At 44.6% G+C, this 16,572-nt stretch carries 14 protein-coding genes; 7 read left to right on the top strand and 7 right to left on the bottom strand.

Annotation, left to right across the window (positions count from 1 at the left end; genetic code table 11):
* The first annotated feature begins 159 nt into the window (after positions 1 to 159).
* Positions 160 to 558: a DUF3718 domain-containing protein gene (locus PCAR9_RS08410; protein ID WP_118495189.1), complete on the top strand. Its 399-nt coding sequence runs from the start codon at positions 160 to 162 to the stop codon at positions 556 to 558.
* 459 nt (positions 559 to 1,017) lie between these two features.
* Here PCAR9_RS08410 and PCAR9_RS08405 read toward each other — a convergent pair whose 3' ends face one another.
* The 3 genes from PCAR9_RS08405 to PCAR9_RS08395 form a co-directional block, all read right to left on the bottom strand.
* The gene (locus PCAR9_RS08405) at positions 1,018 to 2,817 is read right to left on the bottom strand and encodes an acyl-CoA dehydrogenase C-terminal domain-containing protein (protein ID WP_179983206.1); all 1,800 of its coding nucleotides are present in this window, start codon (positions 2,815 to 2,817) and stop codon (positions 1,018 to 1,020) included.
* A 9-nt stretch (positions 2,818 to 2,826) separates the two neighbouring features.
* The gene (locus PCAR9_RS08400) at positions 2,827 to 4,008 is read right to left on the bottom strand and encodes an acetyl-CoA C-acyltransferase (RefSeq protein ID WP_179983205.1); all 1,182 of its coding nucleotides are present in this window, start codon (positions 4,006 to 4,008) and stop codon (positions 2,827 to 2,829) included.
* A gap of 183 nt (positions 4,009 to 4,191) precedes the next feature.
* On the bottom strand, positions 4,192 to 6,315 hold the full coding sequence (locus PCAR9_RS08395) for a 3-hydroxyacyl-CoA dehydrogenase NAD-binding domain-containing protein (RefSeq protein ID WP_179983204.1): 2,124 nt from the start codon (positions 6,313 to 6,315) through the stop codon (positions 4,192 to 4,194).
* A 244-nt stretch (positions 6,316 to 6,559) separates the two neighbouring features.
* Between PCAR9_RS08395 and PCAR9_RS08390 the strand changes: the two genes are divergently transcribed.
* The 3 genes from PCAR9_RS08390 to PCAR9_RS08380 all read left to right on the top strand — a co-directional run bounded on the left by PCAR9_RS08390 (position 6,560) and on the right by PCAR9_RS08380 (position 8,757).
* Positions 6,560 to 7,474: a haloalkane dehalogenase gene (locus PCAR9_RS08390; RefSeq protein ID WP_179983203.1), complete on the top strand. Its 915-nt coding sequence runs from the start codon at positions 6,560 to 6,562 to the stop codon at positions 7,472 to 7,474.
* 61 nt (positions 7,475 to 7,535) lie between these two features.
* Positions 7,536 to 8,300 carry an SDR family NAD(P)-dependent oxidoreductase gene (locus tag PCAR9_RS08385; protein ID WP_179983202.1) on the top strand — a complete coding sequence of 255 codons (765 nt, stop codon included), beginning with the start codon at positions 7,536 to 7,538 and terminating at the stop codon, positions 8,298 to 8,300.
* A gap of 175 nt (positions 8,301 to 8,475) precedes the next feature.
* Positions 8,476 to 8,757, top strand: a complete 282-nt coding sequence (locus PCAR9_RS08380) for a hypothetical protein (protein WP_179983201.1) — start codon at positions 8,476 to 8,478, stop codon at positions 8,755 to 8,757.
* 17 nt (positions 8,758 to 8,774) lie between these two features.
* Here PCAR9_RS08380 and PCAR9_RS08375 read toward each other — a convergent pair whose 3' ends face one another.
* From PCAR9_RS08375 to PCAR9_RS08365, 3 genes are all read right to left on the bottom strand, one after another.
* Positions 8,775 to 9,116: a CCC motif membrane protein gene (locus PCAR9_RS08375; protein ID WP_025254985.1), complete on the bottom strand. Its 342-nt coding sequence runs from the start codon at positions 9,114 to 9,116 to the stop codon at positions 8,775 to 8,777.
* Between the two features lie 77 nt (positions 9,117 to 9,193).
* Entirely contained in the window at positions 9,194 to 9,559 is a 366-nt protein-coding gene (locus tag PCAR9_RS08370; protein ID WP_179983200.1) for a DUF4870 domain-containing protein, read from the bottom strand.
* 13 nt (positions 9,560 to 9,572) lie between these two features.
* The gene (locus PCAR9_RS08365) at positions 9,573 to 9,956 is read right to left on the bottom strand and encodes a gamma-glutamylcyclotransferase family protein (protein ID WP_179983199.1); all 384 of its coding nucleotides are present in this window, start codon (positions 9,954 to 9,956) and stop codon (positions 9,573 to 9,575) included.
* Positions 9,957 to 10,174: 218 nt separating this feature from the next.
* Here PCAR9_RS08365 and PCAR9_RS08360 point away from each other — a divergent pair, with 218 nt between their 5' ends.
* The 3 genes from PCAR9_RS08360 (at position 10,175) to PCAR9_RS08350 (ending at position 15,929) form a co-directional block, all read left to right on the top strand.
* A complete protein-coding gene (locus PCAR9_RS08360; RefSeq protein ID WP_179983198.1) occupies positions 10,175 to 11,995 on the top strand; it encodes a M2 family metallopeptidase in 1,821 nt (606 codons plus the stop codon).
* Positions 11,996 to 12,157: 162 nt separating this feature from the next.
* A complete protein-coding gene (locus PCAR9_RS08355; protein WP_179983197.1) occupies positions 12,158 to 15,112 on the top strand; it encodes a ligand-binding sensor domain-containing diguanylate cyclase in 2,955 nt (984 codons plus the stop codon).
* Positions 15,113 to 15,296: 184 nt separating this feature from the next.
* Positions 15,297 to 15,929, top strand: coding sequence for an SDR family oxidoreductase (locus tag PCAR9_RS08350; protein ID WP_179983196.1), 633 nt, complete (start codon positions 15,297 to 15,299; stop codon positions 15,927 to 15,929).
* 70 nt (positions 15,930 to 15,999) lie between these two features.
* Here the strand turns inward: PCAR9_RS08350 and PCAR9_RS08345 are convergent, their stop codons facing one another.
* Positions 16,000 to 16,557, bottom strand: coding sequence for a pyridoxamine 5'-phosphate oxidase family protein (locus PCAR9_RS08345; protein WP_179983195.1), 558 nt, complete (start codon positions 16,555 to 16,557; stop codon positions 16,000 to 16,002).
* Between the last annotated feature and the right edge of the window lie 15 nt (positions 16,558 to 16,572).

Genomic DNA, 16,572 nt, shown 5'->3' with positions numbered 1-16,572 from the left:
CGACCGACATAAGTAGCGAAGGAGCAAGCGTATATTTGAAAGGTATACTTTGGTATACCCTGTTATTTTACAATATGTTTTTCAGCAACTTAGATTCAGGTTTAATACATCTCAACGAACAAACATAATCTTAATAACAACAAACGAAGGAATTTAACCATGTTGAAAATCGTTAAAACTTCTCTAGTAATTGCGGCATCTACTTTAGCTTTTTCTAACGCAGCTCAGGCTAATGACATCAACGAAGCACTTGCGAACATCTGTACTATTGTTCAGGCAGATGACAAGGGTGAACTTCGTAAGAAAATGCGTAGCGTTCAGTCAGACTACAAACTTAAACTTCGCGACTACTACTCGGGTATTTCATGCAATGGTCAAAGCCTTATTCGCACAGCGATCACAAACAATGCAGTTGAAGTAGGTACTCTGCTTGTAAAGAAAATGCCGAGTAAAGACTTAGCTCAGCCAGAGTCAGACGGCAAAACGCTACAAGCTTGGATTGCAGAGCAAGGTCTACAAAGCTCACCTATTTCAGCTGAACTTGACGGCAGAATTTAATACAACAAATTAATCACACCATGTGATACAGCAGTTCAACATGGTAGCGGCAGGACGCCGCACTGGAGGCCCCTTTTAGGGGCCTCACCCCTTTCTAAGCCTCTATAAAAGCGATCACTTCTTTTTATAACCATTCAGGCTTTGCCCCGTGTAACCAATGCGACGCGCTGGAAATAAACCACGTTGTAATGAGCGGTACATGGTGTTCATTTCTATCTCACACACTTATATCAAACGCATCATCCTGCTCTCCCCATAATAATAGCGTTGGGCAATGATCAACCTTTGAGTATTGAGAGAAAACCAATGTGCTCTCTTTCTCTAAGTTACTTTAAAAAACAAAAAGGCCGAGTGAAAGAACATAGCCAATGATTAATGGTTCGATCATTTTGCCGGCTACGTTATTTTCTCGGCCTTTAGTACGTTTTATATTAGCGCACTTTTTTCAACTTTATGTGGTTACTCTATGGCAAACATACTCTCTGGCATAGACATTAGGTTGTCAGCGCCTGACTGCATTGCAGAAACCAGTGAGCGAGTGCGTGTCAACAAGCGGTCAAAATAGAACCCTGTTGTTAGGATCTTGCTTTTGTAGAACTCAGTTTCTGTACTACCCGCATCAAGTTGCTCTTGCGCTTTCACCGCCATTTTAAGCCAGAAGTAAGCCACGGTTACGTAGCCCGAGTACATTAGGTAGTCAACAGATGCTGCACCAATCTCATCAGGGTTTGACGCCGCAGCTTTACCAATATCCATGGTAATTTGTTGCCACTCATCAAGGTGAGAGTTCAGAGCATTCGTCCAAGCGCTAAACTGCGCGTTGTCGCGAAGTGAGTTACAGTAGTCGCGTACTTCTTGTACAAATACATTAAGCAGCTCACCGTTAGACCCCATCACTTTACGTCCCAGCAGGTCTACTGCTTGAATACCAGTGGTCCCTTCGTACATGGTGCAAATGCGTGTATCCCGCGCCAGCTGCTCCATACCCCATTCTTTAATAAAGCCATGACCGCCGTAAACCTGCATGCCATAGCTAGTTGCTTCTTGAGCCGTTTCGGTCAAAAACGCTTTAACAATAGGCGTTAAGAAAGCAAGTTTAGCTTCTGCGACCTGCTTTTCTGCTGCATCATCGCCGTAGAGCGTAACATCAACCATTTGCATGCAGTACGCCGCTAACGCTCGGTTGCCTTCAGCAAACGCTTTTTGTGTTAGTAGCATACGGCGCACATCAGGGTGCACAATTATTGGGTCAGCAGGGCCATCAGGGTTTTTACGCCCCGTTAATGAGCGAAACTGAATGCGGTCTTTCGCATAGCGCAATGCACCTTGGAAAGAAGCTTCAGATGCAGCAAGACCTTCTAGTCCAGTACCAATACGCGCGGTATTCATGAAGGTGAACATGCAGTTTAGGCCACGGTTAGGTGGACCAATTAAGAAGCCCTTAGCACCATCAAAGTTGATAACACAGGTAGCACTAGCTTTAATACCCATCTTATGTTCAATACTGCCACAGGCTACCGCGTTTCGGTCTTGTTTTTCACCATCTTCAGATACGTTAAATTTTGGTACAACAAACAGCGAAATACCTTTTGTACCCTCTGGCGCATCAGGTAAGCGCGCCAACACAATGTGTACGATATTCTCAGACATATCGTGCTCACCGGCAGAGATAAAGATTTTCGTGCCTGTTAAGCTGTAGCTGCCATCTTCTTGAGGTTCGGCACGGCATTTAAGCATACCTAAGTCTGAGCCACAGTGTGCTTCAGTTAGGCACATTGTGCCTGTCCACTCACCGCTAACCAGTTTTTCAAGAAACATTTTTTGCTGAAGTTCTGTGCCGTGAGCTTTTAGCGTTTCCATACAGCCCTGACTTAGGCCTGGGTACATAGCCCACGAGTGGTTAGCACCAGAGAACCACTCAGCGATAATAGAAGACAACGAATAAGGTAGCGCTTGACCACCGAACTCTTCTGGGTGAGACATACTTGGCCATCCACCCTCAACGTAGGTCTGGTAAGCTTCTTTAAACCCTTTTGGCGTTGTTACTTCACCGTCAACCCACTTACACCCTTCTTCATCGCCTGATGCATTAATTGGTGCAAGGGTGTTTTCAGAAAACTTGGCTGCTTCAGCAAAAATTGCAGACACTAAGTCTTCAGACGCTTCATCGAAACCCAGCTTTTGATAGTGATTTTGATAATCTAGCAACTCATGCGTTACAAACATGGCGTCACGTTGTGGAGCTTTATAACCTTCCATACCCAATACCTATATAACTTCAAATAGACCAGCGGCGCCCATGCCGCCACCGATACACATGGTGCAAACAACATATTTCGCACCGCGTCGTTTACCTTCGATGAGTGCGTGACCCACCATGCGAGCACCGCTCATGCCGTACGGGTGACCAATAGAAATGGCACCACCGTTAACATTTAATAATTCGTCAGGAATGCCTAACTTATCGCGACAATACAGAACCTGTACTGCAAACGCTTCGTTAAGCTCCCATAGACCGATATCGTCCATGGTTAATCCATGCTGCTTTAATAGCTTAGGAATGGCGAATACTGGGCCAATTCCCATTTCATCTGGCTCACAGCCTGCCACGGCAATGCCTCTATAAATACCAAGAGGCTGGGCATTGCCTTTTGCTGCCGACTGTTCATCCATAATTACTGTTGCGCTTGCGCCATCAGATAGCTGACTTGCGTTACCTGCAGTAATACAACCGCCTTCAATAACAGGGTTTAGTGATTTAAGCCCTTCTAGCGTTGTTTCTGGGCGATTGCCTTCGTCTTTTGACAAGGTCACTTCTCGCTCAGAGGTTTCGCCTGTTTCTTTATTGAATACCGCTTGAACTGCAGTGATAGGAACAATTTCGTCGTCAAATTTACCTGCTTCTTGGGCTGCTGCGGTGCGCATTTGACTTTGATAACCGTACTCATCTTGTACATCTCTGCTGATGTTGTAGCGCTTACCCACTACTTCAGCGGTTTGCAGCATAGGCATGTAAATGTCTTTGTGCTTGGCAACAAGTGCAGGGTCTACGGCGCGGAACATATTCATGTTCTTATTTTGCACAAGTGAAATTGAGTCTAGGCCACCTGCAACCATAATATTGGTGTCGCCAGTACGAATTGAGTTCGCAGCAGTAGCAATTGCATACATACCAGAGCTACATTGACGGTCTAGCGTCATGCCAGCTACCGTCACGGGCAATCCACCAGCAAGACCAGCTAAGCGACCTATATTCATGCCGCCGCTGCCCTGAGTAAGTGCCGCGCCCATCACTACATCGTCTACGCTGGCAGGGTCGATACCTGCGCGTTCTACGGCATTTTGAATGGCATGACCACCTAATGAAGGGGCTGGTAAATTGTTTAGCGCACCTTTATAGGCGCGGCCTATTGGCGTACGTGCTGTACTTACAATAACTGCATCGCGCATTGTATTGTTCCTTTCAGTTGGGCTGAATGTTCAGCCTGAATTTCGCTAGCGCTTTTTATCTAAGACCAATTTCTCAGAATCAGTTCTTAGAATCGGCTCTTAGAGCAGGCGCTTTGCTTTACTTAAAATTTTCTTCGACGGCGTAAACACTCAATGTTTGCGCCGCCGACTTGTTACCTGTGCCTACTTAGGTTGGTAACTTTTAAACGTGCCGCCTTCCTGCGCCAACTTAACAAGTAAGTCACTCGGCTCAAGCCACATTTTTCCGTACTCACCAAGTTGGTCGCGATAAGTCGTTAGCTTATCTAAAATAGTGCCAAGCCCTACTTCGTCTGCATACTGCATAGGACCACCGCGATATACTGGGAAGCCATAGCCGTAAACATAAATCACGTCAATATCACTAGATTTAGCCGCTATACCCTCTTCCAAGATGGCGGCACCTTCGTTTATTAATGAATACATAACACGAACTAGAATTTCTTCATCGCTAATATCTGAGCGCTGGACCACGCCTAAACGTTCAGCTTCCTGCTTAGCAATGTCCAATACCTCAGGGTCTGGGATGGGTACCCGACTGCCGGGCTCATAGTTGTAGGCACCACGACCCGTTTTTAGACCGTTGCGCCCCATTTCAACGAGGCGATCTGCTACAGCGCCATACGCAGGGTCGTGAGAAATGTGCTCTTGGCGAGACTGGCGCACATAATAACCAATATCTAAGCCTGCCATATCTCCCATGGTGAACGGGCCCATTGGCATGCCAAACTCGGTAAGCACGCGGTCGACTTGCTCAGGCGTTGCCCCTTCAAGTAATAATCGGTTCGCTTCCCGGCCGTATGGTTCAATCATACGATTGCCCACAAATCCGAAGCATACACCTACTAAAACAGCAACCTTCCTGATTTTCTTAGCCATCTTCATACAAGTTTTAATAACTTCAGCAGACGTCTTCTCAGCTTTAACCACTTCGAGTAGCTTCATTACATTGGCTGGCGAGAAGAAGTGAAGCCCAATGACATCTTCAGGGCGAGAGGTGGCTGTCGCGATTTCGTCAATATCGAGAGTAGATGTGTTAGAGGCGAGTATAGCCCCTGGCTTGCACACTTTATCAAGGGTTGCGAATACCGTTTTCTTTACTTCCATCTTTTCAAAAACGGCTTCGATTACCAGGTCAACATCAGCTAGATCGTCGTAAGACGTTGTACCAGAAAGAAGCGCCATTCGACTTTCTACTTGTTCTTGGGTCAACTTACCTTTTTTGGCTGAATTTTCGTAATTCTTACGGATAAGGGCCAGACCTTTCTCTAGTGCTTCTTCTTTAAGCTCTAGCATAGTGACTGGAATACCCGCGTTGGCAAAGTTCATAGCAATGCCACCGCCCATAGTGCCAGCACCGATAATGGCGACTTTTTCAATGCTGCGCTCTGGGGTGTTTTTATCAAAATCACTTACGTGACCAGCTGCACGCTCAGCGAAGAAGAAATGCTGTTGAGCTCGCGCCTGTGGCGTGTTCATACATTCCATGAACAACTTGCCTTCATTTTTAAGACCGTCTTCAAACGCTAGGGTGTATGCGCCGCGTACAGCTTCAATACATTTTAATGGCGCGAAGAAGCCGCGAGCCGCTTTTTTAGTTTGTGCGGTAACTGCATCGAACACGGCCTGCGTCTCATCTGACATAGTCAACGTAATGTCACTGGTACGCTTTATGGCTTTATCAGGTGTTAAGCCTTGTAAATACGCTTTGGTATCTTCAAGTAAATGCTCAGGCTTATCAGAAATTTTGTCGAATACACCGGGTAATTTAACGACAGAAGTTGGTTTACCTGTGACAATCATTTGCAGTGAGGTTTGCGCGTCAGCTAGGCGTGGCAAACGCTGTGTACCACCGGCACCAGGAAGAATGCCAAGGTTAACTTCTGGCAGACCGACCTTATTGTCGGCAAAAGTAATACGGTGGTGACACGCTAGCGCCACCTCTAGACCACCACCAAACGCTGGCCCTGGAAGCACTGCGATTACTGGTTTAGATGCATTCTCTATTTTGTCTAACACTTCAGGCAACATGGGAGATAGATCGCCGCCAGAGAATTCACTGATATCAGCGCCACCCGAAAAAATAGGGAGAGAAGAAGTAATAACAATTGCACTGACACTGTCGTCATTAAGTGCGCTATCTATACCTTCAATTAGCCCTATTCTAATAGCACGGGATAGTGCATTTACCGGCGCGCTCTGCATTGTCAGTGTAGCAACGCCTTGTTGTACTGCATATTCTACGGCTTTATTTTCCATCTCAGTCATCACCATGTCCTGTTTATCACGTTAACTGGATGTTATTGCAGTGTTGTTAATCATCCAAGTTTATTGGTGTTATAGACATTTATCATAATTTTTAATAATGACCGCTACCCCTTTTATAAGCTCACCTTCCCGTGAAGCCCTTGACATAGCTTACTTAAGCTTTAATTGACAGCTTCACTTCCCAATGCTTTTGTTAACAACGATAGACCGATAATTACATTTAATTTACAAAGGATGTTTATCTATGCAGGTTCGTAAAACGCCAGAAAGTGCTTTTGACAATATTAATGATTTTCCTTACCCCCCTAAGTTTGCAGAAGTTACTGATACTATCAGTAGTGTGATTTCGATGGCGTACTATCAGTGCGGCCCTCAAGATGGACATACAATTCTGTTAATGCATGGCGAACCTACATGGGCCTATCTTTATCGTAAAATGATGCCACTGCTAGCTGACGCAGGGTTTAATGTGATAGCACCGGATTTGATTGGTTTTGGACGTTCTGACAAGCCTGTAAGAAAAGAAGACTATTCCTACGCACGCCATGTGATATGGACAAAAGACTGGTTTACACAGGTCACCAAAGGTCCGGTGACCTTATTTTGCCAAGATTGGGGGGGACTGTTAGGGCTGCGACTCGTTGCTGATATGCCAGAACGCTTTTCCGGCGTAATGGTGTCTAACAGCGGACTCCCGACCGGTGACCACTCACCGAGCGAGGCCTTTATCAAATGGCGCCGGTTTTCGCAAGACGTACCGGTTTTCCCAACCTCAAGTATTATACAAAATGCAACGACAACCGAATTAAACCCAGCGACACTTGCTGCCTACGATGCCCCTTTCCCTGATGAGAGTTATAAGGCTGGAGCGCGCATGTTCCCCCTACTTGTTCCTACAAGCTCAGACAATGCAGAGGCGCAGGCGAACAGAGATGCTTGGGAAAAACTTAAGCACTACGAGAAACCTTTTGTTACCGCTTTTGGTGATAGTGACCCCGTTACTAAAGGTGGCGATAAGATATTTCAAAAGCTGGTGCCGGGCTGTAAAGGCATGCCCCATACCACAGTGAAAAACGCCGGGCACTTTATTCAAGAAGATAAAGGCGAAGAGCTAGCTAATCTACTTATTCAGTTTATTAAACAAACACAGCTTAAATAGTTTCAACGACAAACTATCAACAGACTTAACTTCCATAAACATTAGACACTAGGAGTTTACCATGGACGCTCTACTCGACTTTACCGGGCAAGTTGTATTGATTACAGGTGCGGGCAGCGGTTTTGGCCGTTTATTATCTTTAGGACTTGCTAACAGAGGCGCGAAACTAGTGCTTTCTGATATTAACCAAACCGCCCTTGAAGAAACACAGAACGATGTAAAAGCGCTCACAGATGTGGTGGTGCTAGCAGGCAACATAGCAAGTGAATCACTCAATAAAGCATTAGTTGAAAAAGCTATGGAAACCTTCGGTAGACTAGATATCGCCGTAAATAATGCTGGCATTGCACACAATCCAGCGCCTGTGCACCAGATGACTGAAGAGATTATAGATTCACAGTTTGCTGTAAACGTGAAGGGGGTGATGTTTGGAATGAAATATCAAATTCCGGTAATGCTCGCACAAAAGCAGGGCCACGTTCTCAATGTTAGCTCACTAGCGGGGTTAGGCGGCGCGCCTAAAGGCGGTGCCTACGCTGCGGCAAAACACGCAGTGTCGGGAATAACCCGTACAGCAGCTGTGGAATATGGCCGTAAAAATGTTCGCGTTAATGCCATATGCCCCTTTTATAGCCCAACTAATATTTTAAACGTGGATGGTTACAATACCCCAGAGGCAAGGGAACAGCTTGGCATGGGCAGCCCAATGAAACGTTTGGGCGAGCCGCAAGAAATCGTAAACACAATGATGCTAATGTTGTCACCAGGCAATAGCTATATGAATGGGCAAACAATAGCCGTAGACGGCGGTGTAACCGCATGGTGATAACAAAATAGCTAATCAATGTCTTAGCCCTGAGTATAAGAAACTATACCTTGGTATAACACAGTGCCTTTAGGTTTTTCACTACTTCAGATGTAATAAAGGGGAACAAACAAAGTCGATTAAGGAGGCGAGTGCAACCGCCTCCGAGATCTTTTCTTAGTGTGAAAGAGAAAATGTGATGAAAAACCTAACTAAAAACATTTCTTCTACTTTGGGGCTACTTGTCGTAATAAGCGCTTCAAATTTCAGCATCGCACAAGAAACGACGCCTTCAATATCAGCCTTTAAAGTAACGAACGCTTCTCAGAGTTATAAGAAAATTCGCCAAAGCAAATCGCTAGCGCTAAACACATTTAAACGTAGTGATATTTTGCCGTCGCCAACTTCCGCCAAAAAGAAAGGTCAATATCTAGTCCACGACGCTTTACCTAGCGGTAGCTTCAACGGCAAGCAATAAACTTCAATAACTAGTCGTTAACGGCTATGCTTCTCGAGCCCTTCATTCCACCTGCGAACAAATTCATCAGACCATGCGTCCCAGCCAATGGTAGTCAGAGTCCAAATTGTGACACCTAAAATAGCAACGTTTAATACTAAACCTATGTAAGCAATAATTTTCCCTTTAGTAAGCGTCGATGAGTTTGCATATTGCTCGTAAGGAAGGGATAGGCTTTTCTTAGCGTTGCGAGCCAAAAATAGTGACAGCAAAGAGAACACAATCGCAAACCCACCAAAGATAAATAAGGTACAGCTCAGTACCGCAGACCAATAAACAGTACCAGCGCCAGAAATTTTATTATCTGTTTGATTTTGCATTGTGCTTCTCTTCCTTGATGAATAATTAGATGTTCAGCCTATTAATTGTTTAAATTACAGACAACTCACCGTTATTGCTAGCGTTTAATAAACTGAAAGCTTAGTGGATATACCCACAGCTCGCCTTTATTAGCTTTTACCGCTGCTATTATCGCGAAAATGATGTTCATCAAACCAAGTACGACAAACCCTAGGGCGCCGATAATGATAAAAGTAAGAATAAAACAAATAACCGAATAAACGAGCAGGCTCAGCAACCAATTAGCTGTTACTCGACCGTGCTGATTAATATCTTCATTTTGATCTTTATGCGCTATCCAAAGCACAATTGGCAAAACAATGCCTAAGCCAGGTATGACAAAGCTAGATAATTGAGACACGTGTATAAGTGTGCAATAGCTACGGGCGTTAAGCCCCCAATAAACCGGTTCTTCCGTTGACATAAATTTTTCCTTATTAGTTAGTTGGTTTTATTTGATAAATATAAGCGTCTATTGTTTCGCCGCAGTCTAGCTTAACTGGAACAATTACTCTTTCATATTGCTCACCTTCAAAATCATCCAGCATGGGCCAATTGTCGCCGAGTTGGCCAGATTCAAGCACCATTCCTTTTACTAGCTGTTTGGGCACTGAAGAGTCGGAGATGATAATACCTGGAAAACCCATTGCTGCGCCCCACCCTTGTTCAACAAGATGGCCTTTTACTGTGCCAGGTAACCACCGGCCTCTAATGTGAGAAACAATATGGTGGTTTGGACAATCGGGTGCAAGGCTGCCATAAATAAATAGCCTTTCTAAAGTTGGGTTAGTAACTTCAAAATCATCATTTTCGTACTTCATTAGGTTATTCACTTCATTGGAAACCGTTTGAGTTTAAAAGCTTATCGATTTCTTTCCAAGAGCACTTCTTAGTACTCTTTTTGCTTGCCATTACTGGCTTCCGTGCATGTGAGCAACTTAAATTTGTTTTACAAAAGCTGCATAGCGATACACAATGCTACCCCATGTCTATGTGAACGTCGATTCACTTTAAAAACACAATAATTAAAGGACAAAGTATGCTTAATCATAAACGTACTCTAATAGCCGCATTGGTAAGCGTATCGCTTATGGGATGTGGCGAGAGTACTACTCAGACAGAAACTAAACCCGAACTTACTGCGCAAGACGCGAAACAATTCTTACAGCAAGCGCAGGATGATATTGCGAAAATGCAGGTGCCGGCTGCTCATGCACAGTGGAGCTATGCTACCAATATCAATTTTGATACCGCTGCGGTTAGCGCCTATTTTAGTGAAGTGCTATCAACAAAAGTGGCAAAGTTAGCAAAAGAAGCGGCTAAATTTAATGACGTAGACGTTGATGCAAATACCCGCAGACAACTTGATTTGCTCAAAAACAGCTTAACTATGCCTCCACCAGCAGATACTCAAAAGGCAGAGCGTTTAGCCAAAATAGGGTCAGAACTTAGCGCCATGTATGGGTCGGGTGAATACTGCAGCGATGAAGGTAACTGTAAGAGCTTAGTTGAAATGAGTGCAGAAATGGCCACGCTGCGCGACGCTGATAAACTGCTAGAGTATTGGACGGGCTGGCGCGAAGTTTCTAAACCCATGGCACCGCTTTATGCTGAACAAGTTTCTCTTGCTAACGAAGGTGCGGCGGAACTTGGGTTTGAAAATGTGAGTGCACTATGGCGTGGTAAATATGACATGCCAGCAGACGACTTCCCAAAAGAATTGGACCGTTTGTGGACACAGGTTGAGCCTTTCTACGAGTCTCTTCATTGCCATGTCCGTGCTAAACTTGGTGAGCATTACGGTGAAGATGTAGTACCGCAAGACCAGCCTATTCCGGCCCATCTTTTGGGTAACATGTGGGCGCAGTCATGGGGAAACATCTACGACATCGTTAAGCCTCAACAAGAAATGAAGGTTCCTGACGTAACGAGTGCACTCGCCGCACAAGGGTATGACGAAGTAGCCATGGTTAAGCAGGCTGAGTCATTCTTTTCTTCACTTGGCTTTGAAGAACTGCCAGCAACTTTTTGGGAACGTTCAATGTTTCAAAAGCCTGAAGGTCGTGACGTGCAGTGTCACGCTTCCGCATGGGATTTGGATGACAAAGACGATCTTCGCATAAAAATGTGTATTCAAAAGACTGGTGAAGAATTTAACGTCATTCACCATGAATTGGGCCATAACTATTATCAACGTGCCTATAAAGATCAGCCTCTGCTTTACCGTGGCTCAGCAAACGACGGTTTTCATGAAGCCATTGGCGATACAATAGCCCTGTCAATTACGCCTAAGTACCTTAAGCAAATTGATTTGATAGATGAAATCCCTGACGAATCAAATGATATCGGTATGCTGATGCAGGTAGCGCTTGATAAAATTGCCTTTATTCCTTTTGGTTTGATGGTTGATCAATGGCGTTGGAAGGTCATGTCTGGTGAGGTTACACCTGAACAATATAATCAGCTTTGGTGGGAGTTAAGAGAAAAGTATCAGGGTGTAATGGCGCCTGTTGAACGCAGTGCTGATGCCTTCGACCCTGGAGCAAAATATCATGTTCCAGCTAATGTACCTTATACGCGCTACTTCCTTGCGCATATTCTTCAGTTCCAATTCCACAAAGCATTGTGTGATATTGCTGGTGATGAAGGCCCGCTGAACCGCTGTTCTATTTACGGCAGTGAAGAAGCAGGTAAAGCGCTTAACGAGATGTTAGAAATGGGAATGAGCCAACCTTGGCAGAATGCCCTAGAGACACTAACAGGCTCACCCCAAATGGATGCCAGCACCATTGCCGATTACTTTGCACCACTCAAAAACTGGCTGGATGAGCAAAACGCAACACGCCAGTGCGGTTGGTAATGCTTCTATAAAAATTAAATCGCAGCACTATTGCTAACATTTCTAAGTAATTAAGCCCCGTTAAAATGGGGCTTTTTTGTACGATTTAAACTTTTGTTCTATTGAAAGTCCTCGGCATTAGCGTAACTTACACCTATGAACAATCCTTAATGTTGCAATGATATGCGCCGCCCTTCAGCCTGCCTCTTCTTTATTCTCGCTTTATTGGTTAGCTGGAACCTTTCTGCACACGCTCAAATTGGAGCCCCCGCTTTTAATACATTCGACATGGAAAGCGGCATTACCCACGTCACCGTTTCTGACGTCGCAGAAGATAAATACGGTTTTTTGTGGTTAGCATCCCAGTCAGGTATAGATAAATTTGATGGTTATACCTTTAGAAATTTTGGAATGTGGGGCAAGGATGAATCTTCAGGCCTTCAAACACTTAGTGTTCTGCAATTAGAAGCAAGCTTAGACGGTCAGTTTATTTGGGTTGGTACGTTTAGTGGCTTAAGTCGCTTGAATGTCGACACTGAAAAGTTTATTCATTACGCCCTTCCCGTTTCTTCGTCATTCGACAAGCAGATTATCAATAGGCTGAAAACCACCCATGACGGCATGCTGTGGATAATATCTGAACGAAATTTGTATCGATACCACGAGAAAACCGACAGCATAGAGTTAGTCAGCTATCTTCCTGATACCACGAGTACACTTACCGATGTAGAGCTCATTGGCAATACGCTTTATGTAACCTCTACTTCCGGTCTCTATAAGCTCGACCCATTTAAAGGCTCGCTAGAATTAGTTGCTTACAAGGGTGTGAACTTCACTCGCCTTGTCGCTGCCGAGCGTTCAAGATTTTGGTTAGGGACTTCTACTTATGGTATTTGCTTGTTTAACCCCAATGCAGAACCTGAGGTCATTACCAAACAGTGTACAAGTGAAGCACAGGGACTGTCGGATAACTCGGTTACGGATATTTTACTTCAACGCAATGGTGACGTTTGGGTAGCAACTGAAAGAGGCTTAAACCTTTTAACAGCGCATAGCCCATACACAGTGTTACGCTTTCCTATCAGTGACAAAGATTCAGGAGACGAGCGCGTTTCAAGTCTATATCAAACAAACTCCGGACTAGTGGTCGTCGGAACCAAAGACGACGGCTTTGCGATAAGCAACCCTGAGCTAAGCAACTTTTACACTACCGAAGTCGGAAATGGCCGTATTGTAGGCTCGATGACCGAATACAAGGGTAATAAAGTATGGCTAACCAACGAAAAAGGGCTATGGATTTACGATACCGTCAATAAAGCTTTCCAGGGGCCATTTACGTCAGATAGCGCTCGAACAACCGACGATAGTGCAAGCGATAAACTAACCAGTGTTTATTACGATAAACATAGCGATACGCTCTGGGTTTCCACACGCAGTGGGCTGGCAAAATTAAATAATGAAACAAAACAGCTTGAAGTTGTGGCGTTACAGGGTAAATCTGGCTACAGCGTAAACATGGATGCTCAGGGTGATATCTGGTTCGGTGGTTATAGCGACGGTGTATTTGTTTATCGCCCGTCTGAGGGGCGTGTTATCAAGCAGTGGCCCCTCTCCCTCACTACTCGCATCCTTTTTGAAAATAACGAAAGTGCATGGCTGAGCACGGTAACAGGCTTACACTTTGCTAATAAACTTACTGGTGAGTTAACGAGCATTAGTGACTACACAGACAAAATGACAGATAGCACAGTGGTGACGTGGATTTCGCGTTCGAAACGCGGTGGCTACTGGGTAGGAACACAAGCAGACGGCTTATTTTTTGTCACAAAAAATAACGATGATTTATCTTCTATCAACGTTAACCAAATAAAGCCAGAGAGTAGACTGAGTAAGGTTTCAATTGGTGCCATTGTCGAAGATGATGAATATGGCTTGTGGATTTCCACAATAGTAGGCATTTCTTATTTAGCGCCCGATCTCGATACACTTTATTACTATGGCGCAGAGAATGGTGCCCTCTCTACTGGGTACTACATTGGCTCTGTAGCCACTACGGAAAATAACACTATTCTTTTTGGCGGCGCTGAAGGGCTCACTCAGTTTAACCCCTCTGACGTTACCAACGTTAAATGGTCTCCTGACGTACATCTTACTAAAGTAGAAACAGTAAATCGAGATCAGAACAATGGCACTAGCGTTCAACAGCGCCTCAATTTAGGGGAAAAGATAGAACTTACCCATAATAATATTGCCCTTTCCATTGAGTTTGCAGCAACAGATTACATGAATGCCAATGAACTGCGCTACGCTTACAAGCTGGTAGATTTCGAAAATAGCTGGCGATTTACCGATTACAAAGCACGAGTGGCGACCTATACGAATTTAGAGCCCGGACACTACCGTTTTACAGTAAAAGCGATAAACCAAGAAAACGTCTGGAGCAGCGATGAGGCCCAACTCGAAATTATTGTCATACCGCCATGGTGGGATAAGCCTGTTTGGCGTGGTGTACTGTTACTCTCTATCTTATTGTTCATTACTTCGGTAGTTTGGCTGAGAATTTCGGCACTAAAAGCACGTTCAGCAGAGCTCTCACTGAAAGTAGAAGAAAAAACGCAAGATCTTGAAGCCATGGTTGAGAAATTGACGCTTTTATCTTCTCAAGACTCGTTAACTGGGCTTAAAAACAGACGCTATTTTACCGAACGAGCCAAAGCACAATGGCACGAATTTAAACGGCACAACCGAGCTTTTTCATTACTAATCGTTGATATCGACTTTTTTAAGAAAATTAACGACGCGTATGGCCACCACGTGGGCGATGCCGTTTTGGTTAAAATAGCTAACACCCTGGAGAATAACCTACGGGAAAGTGATGTTATTGCTCGCTGGGGTGGAGAAGAATTTTTGATATTGTTGCCTTCACTAAATATACAAGAGGCGTATTGGGTCGCTGAAAAGTTACGTAAAAGTGTAGCGGAACAAGTTGTCGAGGCACCGCCGCATTCGGTCAGTGTTACCATCACATGCGGTGTCGCAGATACAAAAGACTATGACAGTGTAGATGCCTGTATTCACGCTGTAGATAAAAAACTCTACGTAGGTAAAGAGTCTGGTCGAAACGCCGTTGTGAAATAACGGTAGCCTTGCGTCGGCTCAACACCTTACATCTGACTCATAACGGTATTGCCCTCACTTACCAATTTATGCAGCCAATCTCTTTAGCATGGCATTCCATCGCAGTTAATGATCGCATATTGCGATTGCTTACTATGCAACCTTGTATCGATAAATATTTTTCAATTACAAGGAGTATAGCATTATGGCTAATGTATTAGTGATTGGCGCTTCAGGACAAATTGGCAAACAAGCTACTGTCAAACTTTTAGATGCGGGACATAAGGTTTTAGCACCGGTGAGAAGTCCTGACAAACTATCTGACATACAAAATGATAATCTTAGTGTTGTAGAGCAAGATCTCGAGAAGGATTTTTCTTCGCACTTTGAAGGAATTGATGTGGCGGTATTCACCGCTGGCTCAGGGGGCAATACAGGCGCTGACAAAACCCTTATGATTGATCTATGGGCCGCACGGAACGCGGTAAATTATGCTAAAGCGGCAGGTACATCTAAATTCATCATGGTAAGTTCCATCGGCGCAGGCGACCCTGATAGCGTAGATTCAGCAATTAAGCCTTACTTAGTTGCCAAGCATATGGCTGACGAGCACTTAATTAACAGTGGTTTGCATCATATTATTTTACGCCCGGGTACTTTACAGAATGAACCAGGTACTCATTTAGTGCGCACTGACATGCCAAGCAATAAAGATGATGCGGTAATCCCTAGAGAGGATGTGGCAACAGCTATTGTTGAGAGTGTTGCAAAAGAAGGGAGTAAAAATACGATTACTTACCTGTTTAAAGGCGACACGCCTATCTCGCAGGTTTTATAGCACTTAAATCCCCCTCCCCTGTTTAGTGTAATCACTACAGCGGGAGGGATAGCACTATGCAAATAGCATCTTAGGGGATTAGAGCTTGGCTCACCCAGTTACCATTGGCGTCTTTTTGATGCCATTCTCGGCTTTGTGGGTTACCTCTTAAATTTAGGTAATCTACGCTCTCAATAGCCAGTAATATCACACAGAAATGAGGCGGCACTTCATCGAAATCGCCTTCTATTTGAAGCGCTGTGCCATCATTACGAGGCGTCCCCGGCTCGCCCCATAGAAACTGCTTTTTCCCCGCGTCCGACAACTTATTCCAGTGCTGTTTGACTAAGTTAATATCCTGACTCGCAGTGATTATTGTAGCGAGGCAAGAGAAACGGTATTGCTCTCTGCTTTTAGAAAAATACCAACATACCTGTGCTTGAGCGTTTTTCTCTAGCTGGCTGTACTTTTCTGTTCGGGTATCAGAGATAACAACTAGCTGATTTTCGTCGGTCATCCCTCTAAATACTACAGTTCGGCAAAACGGAGTACCGCTGCCATCGACCGTGGCTAACTGAAAATATCGACTTTCGGGCATACTGCGGGTTTGGTGTAGACTTTTTGTCAATCCCTGTCGCCATTGGGGCATACCCACCTCCTCATG

The organism is Alteromonas macleodii, from assembly GCF_903772925.1.
Taxonomy (GTDB): Bacteria; Pseudomonadota; Gammaproteobacteria; order Enterobacterales; family Alteromonadaceae; genus Alteromonas; species Alteromonas macleodii_A.
The sequence above is the reverse complement of the archived record's forward strand: the minus strand, read 5'-3'. Positions and strand labels throughout refer to the sequence as shown.

Bases quoted from the DNA above. Each gene is read 5' to 3' on its own strand.
- PCAR9_RS08410 (WP_118495189.1), top strand. From the start codon at position 160: ATGTTGAAAATCGTTAAAACTTCTCTAGTAATTGCGGCATCTACTTTA.
- PCAR9_RS08405 (WP_179983206.1), bottom strand. From the start codon at position 2,817: ATGGAAGGTTATAAAGCTCCACAACGTGACGCCATGTTTGTAACGCAT.
- PCAR9_RS08400 (WP_179983205.1), bottom strand. From the start codon at position 4,008: ATGCGCGATGCAGTTATTGTAAGTACAGCACGTACGCCAATAGGCCGC.
- PCAR9_RS08395 (WP_179983204.1), bottom strand. From the start codon at position 6,315: ATGACTGAGATGGAAAATAAAGCCGTAGAATATGCAGTACAACAAGGC.
- PCAR9_RS08390 (WP_179983203.1), top strand. From the start codon at position 6,560: ATGCAGGTTCGTAAAACGCCAGAAAGTGCTTTTGACAATATTAATGAT.
- PCAR9_RS08385 (WP_179983202.1), top strand. From the start codon at position 7,536: ATGGACGCTCTACTCGACTTTACCGGGCAAGTTGTATTGATTACAGGT.
- PCAR9_RS08375 (WP_025254985.1), bottom strand. From the start codon at position 9,116: ATGCAAAATCAAACAGATAATAAAATTTCTGGCGCTGGTACTGTTTAT.
- PCAR9_RS08370 (WP_179983200.1), bottom strand. From the start codon at position 9,559: ATGTCAACGGAAGAACCGGTTTATTGGGGGCTTAACGCCCGTAGCTAT.
- PCAR9_RS08365 (WP_179983199.1), bottom strand. From the start codon at position 9,956: ATGAAGTACGAAAATGATGATTTTGAAGTTACTAACCCAACTTTAGAA.
- PCAR9_RS08360 (WP_179983198.1), top strand. From the start codon at position 10,175: ATGCTTAATCATAAACGTACTCTAATAGCCGCATTGGTAAGCGTATCG.
- PCAR9_RS08355 (WP_179983197.1), top strand. From the start codon at position 12,158: ATGCGCCGCCCTTCAGCCTGCCTCTTCTTTATTCTCGCTTTATTGGTT.
- PCAR9_RS08350 (WP_179983196.1), top strand. From the start codon at position 15,297: ATGGCTAATGTATTAGTGATTGGCGCTTCAGGACAAATTGGCAAACAA.
- PCAR9_RS08345 (WP_179983195.1), bottom strand. From the start codon at position 16,557: ATGCCCCAATGGCGACAGGGATTGACAAAAAGTCTACACCAAACCCGC.